We start from the raw sequence: 7,574 nt of genomic DNA, 5'->3' as shown, positions 1-7,574 counted from the left end.
ATGTCCGCGTCGCTAGAATGGTCTGACGAGTCCGAGGCGCAGCTGGTGGCCGCCGGATGGTATAAAGGTCGCCAAAATACTCAGCGTGTCGCGGGGTGGAGGAAGATCCTGGAAAGTCCGGATGGGTTTCAGATGTCGCTAGCGGCTGAAAGAGTTCTGGAAGAATTCGGTGGTCTCCGTGTGGACTGCCAAGGTCCCGGTCTTGAATGCGCCCGGGGGGGCTTCGACTTGGACCCGGAGCTGGTCAGCGGCGAAGAGGACCGGTTTGACTACTTCCGGGATCAAGTCGGTGGCGATCTCTTTCCTCTGGGTGAGGCATTCAATGGTCAAGCGTTTCTCGCGATTGATGGATCGGGTCGGGTTTATCTCCTGGGTGACAGGGTTCAACTGCTTGGTGATAACATCTATTGCGCGCTGGATTCTATATTGATGGGGCGTTTGCCGAAGGAGCTTGCTGAGGCATAATGTGAGATTCAATACCCGCTCTTGGGACGCGTCCCGCCGAACCGGCTCAATGCACAAGGCGGGATCTAGGCCACGTCTCGATATAGATACTGGTGCGTACCGCAGGCGTGCGCCGTGCCGAATGGGTGGGACGAATGGCGCGAGGATCACGCGATCCGAGAGCAGACGTACCAGTACCCGGGCCCGCAGCCGCACGCGCCGAAGCGCATCGAGGAGCACCTCGTGGCGGAGTCGATGCCGTGGCCGCGGGAGATGCGGTATGACGCGAGCGGCAACCAGACCGGCTGGACGTACCGTGGCTCGGACACGCGGACGACGGACTGGAACGAGGAGAACCGGGTCAGTCGGGTGACGCAGAACGGTCAGGTGCTGTCGCGGATGCTGTACGACGGCGACGGCGAGCGGCGGGTGCACCTGCACCACGTGAGCGGCGAGGAGGAGACGGCATACCACGACCAGCACCTGACGCTGCGGGACGGGCGGTTCGTGACGAAGCACATCTATGCGGGGCAGACGCGGATAGCGAGCAAGATGGATCCGGACTGGTTCCGTGACCCGCCGACGCTGTACTACCACCCGGACCACCTGGGCAGCACGAGCTTCGCGTCGAACAACGAGCAGACGCTGACGCAGCGGGACGAGTACTTCCCGAGCGGGGAGCTGTGGATCGACGCGTCGGACTCGCGGTACGAGCTGAGGCGAGCGTACGTGTTCACGGGGAAGGAGCTCGACCAGGCGACGGGGCTCTACTACTTCGGGGCGCGGTACTACGACCCGAGGAGCAGTGTGTGGCTGAGCCCGGATCCGATCCTGGACGAGTACATGGACGGAGGGCCGAGCGGAGGGGTGTTCAACCCGGGGAACCTCGGGCTGTACAGCTACACGCTGAACAACCCGGTGAACCTGGTCGACCCGGATGGGAGGAGCGCGCAGGGGGCGCATCGGAACTTCCCGCCCGGGGCCAATGGGTGCAGGCACCCGAGCTGCTTCAGCGGGCCGGCGGGGCAAAAGTTCCACCAGGAGCAGATGCTGCAGCGGATGAACGCTGGCGCTGCGGCGGCGGGTCGCACGTCTCGCGGTATCGGGGACGGCATGCGCCGACTGCTGTTCAGGTTCGTCATGCAGCAGCAGCAGTCTGCTCGGCCGGCGGCGCAGCCTGCGGCCGCGCCCGCGCAAGCGGCGCAGCCAGCGGCTGCGCCAGCGCAACCTGCGGGAGCTCCTCAGGCCGCGAAGCCGTCGGGCCAGGCGCAGAAGGCACCGTCGGCAAAAACCGATGAATCCGGCGGCAAAGCGGTTGCTCCGACTGCTCCTGCGTCACCGACGGCCGGTGGTGGTGCACGAATACAGAATCTCTCCGCGGCGGTACGTGCACGAATCCAGAACGCCGCGAATAGGATGCCAGTTTGCAGCCTCATGGGGCCACCTGACGGCGTTTTTTGCAGGGTCATGGGGCCACCCCAATTGCAGGAGGATGGGGCCACCCGCGCGGGGGCGTGACCCAGTTTTTTGCAGGGTCATGGGGCCAGCTTCCGAGGTTTTTTGCAGCCTCATGGGGCCAGCTCGGGACGCCGCGGTCGGGATCTGAAATGGGCTCCTTGCGACGACGGCGCGGGTCGCCGTCGGAAGGAGGCCGATGCCCTACCGAGAGCTGATCATGGTTGACATCAAGGAGATGCTCCGCCGTCGTGCGGCGGGTCAGAGCGCGCGTCACGTGGCGCGCGAGACGGGGTTCGACCGCAAGACGGTCGGCAGGTACTTCGATGCCGCAGCGACGCTGCCCCTGCCGCGCGGCCGCGAGCCGACGGACGAGGAGATCCACGCCATCGCCCAGCGTGTACAGGCGCGCCCGGTGCCCGACGCCAGTGAGGAGTGGCAGCAGATCGGCGCGCATCGCGCGAGCATTGAGGCCTGGCTCACCCAAACTCGGCCGCTGAAGCTGCGGAAGATCCACACGCTGCTCAAGCGCGACCACGGCGTCAGCGCGAGCTACTACACGCTCCGACGCTTCGCCAAGGAGGAGCTGGCGTGGCGTAAAAAGACGCCGACGGTTCGCGTCGCGGACACCGAGCCCGGCGAGGTCGCGCAGGTCGACTTCGGCCTGATGGGCAGGCTGTTCGACCCGACGACGCAGCGGGTTCGCAACCTGTGGGTGCTGGTGGTGACGCTCGCGTACAGCCGCTACCAGTTCGTGTGGCCGTCGTTCGAGCAGACCACAGCGGCGGTGTGCGCGGGCCTGGATGCAGCGTGGAAGTTCTTTGACGCGATGGCACGAGTGATCCTCCCGGACAACATGAAGGCCATCGTGCTGCGCGCCGACGAGCTCGCCCCGGTGCTCGTGCCCGCCTTCCTCGACTACGCGCAGACGCGCGGGCTGTTCGTCGATGCCGCGCGCGTCAGGTCGCCCAAAGACAAGGCGCGGGTAGAGAACCAAGTCGCCTACGTGCGGGAGAGCTGGTTCGACGGCGAGTCGTTCACGAGCCTCGACGAGGCGCGCACGTCCGCCGAGCGATGGTGTCGCGACGTCGCCGGCGCGCGCGTCCACGGCACGACACGCGAGGTGCCGCGCGAGGTGTTCGAAGCGCGCGAGAAGAGCGCGATGAAGCCGGCGCCGGCAGAGCCGTTCGACGTGCCGCACTGGACTGACGCGAAGGTGCACCCCGATCATCACGTGCAGGTGCTCCGGTCGCTCTACAGCGTGCCTACGCGCTACGTCGGCAGCACGGTGCGCGTTCGCGCCGACAGCGTGTCGGTGAGGATCTACGCCGGCACGGAGCTCGTGAAGGTGCACGCGCGCGTCGCGCCGGGCAAACGCGCAACCGACCCGAGCGACTACCCCGCGGGCAAGGACGTCGCGGCGGTGCGTGACGTGGCCTCGCTCGTCGCGAGCGCGAAGAAGTGCGGTGCGCACGTCGGCATCTACGCCGAGCGGCTGCTCGACGTGCCGCTCCCCTGGACGCGCATGCGGCTCGTCTACGCGCTGCTGCGGCTGTGCAACAAGTTCGGAAGCGGGCGTGTCGAGGCGATTTGCCAGAGCGCGCTCGCGTTCGATGTCGTCGACGTCCAGCGCGTTGCGCGCATGCTCGAGACGGCGAAGACGCCCGCATCACCGTCGACCGATGAGCGCAAGGTCGTTGCGCTCCCCACGCCGCGGTTCGCGCGCAGCACCGAGCACTTCGCGACACGCACGCCGGCGGCTGCCGCGGCGAAGGAGGAGGCGTGATGAGCTCCAGTGACGTCGACCCTGCGCTCGTCACGGCGCTCAAGCGTTTGCGTCTCGGCCGCATCGCCGCGACGCTACGCGAGCGCCTCCTGCTCGCCGAGAAGCAGTCGATGGGACACGAGGAGATGTTGCTCATGCTGCTGACCGACGAGATCGCGCGCCGCGAGGCGAGCGCGACGGAGAGCCGCGTGCGCGACGCCGGGCTCAATCCCAGCATGCGTCTGGAGCTCTGGGACAAGACCGCGAAGGTCAGCTTCGACAAGCGTCTGCTCGGTGGGTTCACGAGCCTGCGCTTTCTCGAGGAGCACAAGCACATCGTCATTCTCGGCTCGGTCGGCGTGGGCAAGACCTTCCTTGCGAGCGCGCTCGGACACCTCGCGTGCCAGCACGGCTACAGCGTGCGCTTTCTGCGCGCCGACGCGATGCTGCGCAGGCTGCGCCAGAGCAGGCTCGACAACTCACGCGACGCCGAGATGGTCGCGCTCACGACCGTCGACCTGCTCATCCTGGACGACTTCGCGCTCGAGGCGATGAACAAGGAAGAGAGCCGCGACGTGTACCAGCTCTTCCTCGAACGTACGGGCAATGCATCGATGATCGTCACGAGCAACCGCGATACAGCCGAGTGGATCGCGATGTTCGACGACGTGCTACTCGCGCAGAGCGCCGTCGATCGGTTCAAGAACGCGGCGTTCGACTTCATCATCGAGGGCGAGTCGTACAGGCCACGGCTCAAGCCGAAGCTCGACGAGACCAACACGGCTCCGCCACTGCCCGCGCGCAGCAAGCCGCCAACCCACCCACGCAGCAAGCGGCGATGACCGCTGCGGCCCCGGCGACGAGGTCACGCCCGGGGCCGCGCCTCTGACCCCTCGCTCCACTCGGCGCGCCTGGCCCACCCTCGTCGACGTGACCGCGGGCGCCGCCGGGGGCGGGGTGGACCTTCCTGCTCGTGAGCGTCGCGGACCCTGCACGGGAGCCTACAGGGGGCCTCGGTGGCCCCATGACCCTGCAAAAAAGAGAGACGTCGCCGGTCGCTTCGCGCCCGGCTCCGGGGACCTCGACACGCTTCGCGGTCTCGGGCATCGTCGAGACCGATCACGTCGTCTCCCCCTGGCCCCATGACCCTGCAACGTGGTGGCCCCATGACCCTGCAACGTGGCAAATAGGACTCGTCAGGAAATTAGCGTTGTGGGGAGTCAAGCGAGCGGCAAGGCAAAACCACGGTCGGACTGGGATTATGTCATGTCGGGCAACGCCGCCCAGAGGCACTCCGCGAGGAGCTCGGTTCCGCGTGGTACTTCTGGTGGGGAGACGACGGCCGGAGGTAACTATTCGGGAATCGATGTGTACAAGGGTGTGCCAGATCCAAATCGTCCACATATTCCATTCAGGCCTCAACCCAAGGAGAAGTGATATGGTCTTGAAAGTGTGCTCGGACTGGAGGGATCCTATGGACGAAGGTAAGGAGAGGATACACGGCGCCGAACTGTTTCGCTCGATTGTGAGCGAGAAACGTCCAGCGTGGATCGGCGGAATACTCGAAGCGGTCCTTGTTGCGGCGCGGTGGGACTTCTTGGGGTTCGGGCAGAGAATGCTGACCATCTGTCGTGACAGAAGCGCTTGGGGTACGGCAGAAAACCTTTTTCACGAGCTCAGACAGGCCAGCCTGAATTTCGAGATCGAAGGTTCACCTGTCGAGTGTGCGATCGTTGATCTTCTTGAGATTTCGGCGAAGGTCGTATTTAATGCAAGCGGAGCTCGGCCGGGGTTTGATGCGCATGCTGGAGAGCGTGTCCTTTCTCGTGTTTGGCAGATTATGAGATTCATTGATCGATATCCTGGTCGCGAGGAATTGTTGTGTCGAGTGGAGGAGGCCTTGTGGCGAGGGGCTAAGAAGGTGTGATGGGACTGGTTTGTGAGTTCTGTCTGCCTAGATTGCCGAGTTTGAGGCTATTCGGTGGACGGAATGAGTGCGCCTATCGAGATGCCAAGATCGGGCCAGCGATCCATGTCGACCTCTGGGCCGGACAAGGGATCGTCAGAGCATCGGAATCGGCTTCACCAGCAACCAGACCGGCTGGACGTACCGTGGCTCGGACACGCGGGCGACAGACTGGAACGAGGAGAACCGCGTCACGCGGGTGACGCAGAACGGTCAGGTGCTGTCGCGGATGCTGTACGACGGCGACGGCGAGCGGCGGGTGCACCTGCACCACGTGAGCGGCGAGGAGGAGACGGCATACCACGATCAGCACCTGACGCTGCGGGACGGGCGGTTCGTCACGAAGCACATCTATGCGGGGCAGACGCGGATAGCGAGCAAGATGGATCCGGACTGGTTCCGGGATCCGCCGACGCTGTACTACCACCCGGACCACCTGGGCAGCACGAGCTTCGCGTCGAACAACGAGCAGACGCTGACGCAGCGGGACGAGTACTTCCCGAGCGGGGAGCTATGGATCGACGCGTCGGACTCGCGGTACGAGCTCAGGCGAGCGTACGTGTTCACGGGGAAGGAGCTCGACCAGGCGACGGGGCTCTACTACTTCGGGGCGCGGTACTACGACCCGCGGAGCAGTGTGTGGCTGAGCCCGGATCCGATCCTGGACGAGTACATGGGGGGAGGGACGAGCGGAGGGGTGTTCAACCCGGGGAACCTGGGGCTGTACAGCTACACGCTGAACAACCCGGTGAACCTTGTCGACCCGGATGGGCGGCAGGCGCAAGGGGGGCACCGGAACTTCGCGCCGGGTGGCAATGGAATGGGTGGCTGCCGGCATCCGAACTGCTGGTACGGGCCCGAAGGGGCTCGCTTCCAGCAGCAGATGCAGATGCAGCGCTTGGCGGAGCAGCAGGCGCAGGGCAGGATACCGACAAGCCCGGCGGCTGCTCCTCCTAGGACGGTGCGCATGGGCGGCGTGAACCGAGAACCGGTGCTGCCACCGCGGACCGCTGCCCAGCAGCAAGCGGCGGCGCCCCCGAAGCCGGTGCCGGCAGTGCAGCCTGGGCAGGCAGCACAACCGGCGAAGCCACCGCAACCTGCCCCGGCAGCGCAGCCGCCGAAGCCTGTGCAGACGGCGGCCGGAAAGGCATCCGCGCAGCAGACGTCATCCAAAGCAGCCGCAGGAGAAAAACCAAGCGTTTTGGTTAAGAAAGTTGTGAATAGCAATATGCCGCATGCTGCAGAAAGGGCAGTTGAGCGCGCGGGTTTCAGTAGTGCAAAGGATGCTCGCGCCGCGCTTCAAGAGTTCGGGGCCAGTATAGAAAAGGGCGGCTTGCCGAGTGGTGCTATCCGAGATACTGCCCATGAAGATCGAGTGATTGTTCCTGGGTTCGGGCAGCGAGGGGCTGTTGTCTATCCGGTCAAAGACGGGACTCTGAAGTTGAAGGCGGAGTTGCAATGGAGGCCGCTAAAATGAGTGAATCTGACTCGTCAAATGGTGTTGGGTTCTTTGAGTTGTGTGTGTCTGAGGACGATTCCGATATGGCGTATCTTCGGTTGCCGTCTCATCCTGGGGCCAGTCCCTGTGAGATGTCCAAGTCTGCTCGGCTTCGTGATCTTATTGGTGATTACGATGGCCCGGATGTGGTGCTTGATTTTGATTTGAGGGGTGTTCTTGTGGGTATTGAGATAATTGCATAGGCTGGGAAATCTGGCGAAGCTGACGGCCGAGCCCCCCCCGGGCTGCGCGAGCCGCACGGGGGAGGGGACCGTATCATGCGACACACGCAGAACAACCCACAGCACCCGGACGAGCCGCCGGTGACGCAGTACCTGCTGCACATCGGGTACGACGAGTTCGAGCAGCGGGATCGCGATCACGTACAGGTATTACGAGAAGTCACGGCGGCTTCAGCAGATCAACGCGGACCGCCGCGACGAGTG

At 64.7% G+C, this 7,574-nt stretch carries 7 protein-coding genes; all 7 read left to right on the top strand.

The window, feature by feature from the left end; translation table 11 throughout:
* The 7 genes from WME82_RS37465 to WME82_RS37435 all read left to right on the top strand — a co-directional run bounded on the left by WME82_RS37465 (position 1) and on the right by WME82_RS37435 (position 7,331).
* Positions 1-465: an SUKH-3 domain-containing protein gene (locus WME82_RS37465; protein ID WP_438039232.1), complete on the top strand. Its 465-nt coding sequence runs from the start codon at positions 1-3 to the stop codon at positions 463-465.
* Between the two features lie 114 nt (positions 466-579).
* Positions 580-1,962: an RHS repeat domain-containing protein gene (locus WME82_RS37460; protein ID WP_438039231.1), complete on the top strand. Its 1,383-nt coding sequence runs from the start codon at positions 580-582 to the stop codon at positions 1,960-1,962.
* A gap of 136 nt (positions 1,963-2,098) precedes the next feature.
* Positions 2,099-3,685, top strand: a complete 1,587-nt coding sequence (istA, locus tag WME82_RS37455; protein ID WP_438038801.1) for an IS21 family transposase — start codon at positions 2,099-2,101, stop codon at positions 3,683-3,685.
* Positions 3,685-4,506: an ATP-binding protein gene (locus tag WME82_RS37450; RefSeq protein ID WP_438038802.1), complete on the top strand. Its 822-nt coding sequence runs from the start codon at positions 3,685-3,687 to the stop codon at positions 4,504-4,506. The genes istA and WME82_RS37450 overlap by 1 nt, the downstream gene beginning before the upstream one ends.
* A 596-nt stretch (positions 4,507-5,102) precedes the next feature.
* Positions 5,103-5,591 (top strand): hypothetical protein, encoded by a 489-nt coding sequence (locus WME82_RS37445; RefSeq protein ID WP_438039230.1) that lies wholly within the window; start codon positions 5,103-5,105, stop codon positions 5,589-5,591.
* A 238-nt stretch (positions 5,592-5,829) separates the two neighbouring features.
* The gene (locus tag WME82_RS37440) at positions 5,830-7,107 is read left to right on the top strand and encodes an RHS repeat domain-containing protein (protein ID WP_438039229.1); all 1,278 of its coding nucleotides are present in this window, start codon (positions 5,830-5,832) and stop codon (positions 7,105-7,107) included.
* Positions 7,089-7,331 (top strand): DUF2283 domain-containing protein, encoded by a 243-nt coding sequence (locus tag WME82_RS37435; RefSeq protein ID WP_438039228.1) that lies wholly within the window; start codon positions 7,089-7,091, stop codon positions 7,329-7,331. The genes WME82_RS37440 and WME82_RS37435 overlap by 19 nt, the downstream gene beginning before the upstream one ends.
* Positions 7,332-7,574 lie beyond the last annotated feature (243 nt).

The sequence above is a fragment of the Sorangium sp. So ce128 genome, assembly GCF_051525245.1.
Lineage (GTDB): Bacteria > Myxococcota_A > Polyangia > Polyangiales > Polyangiaceae > Sorangium > Sorangium cellulosum_B.
This window is presented reverse-complemented; position numbering and strand designations above follow the sequence as displayed.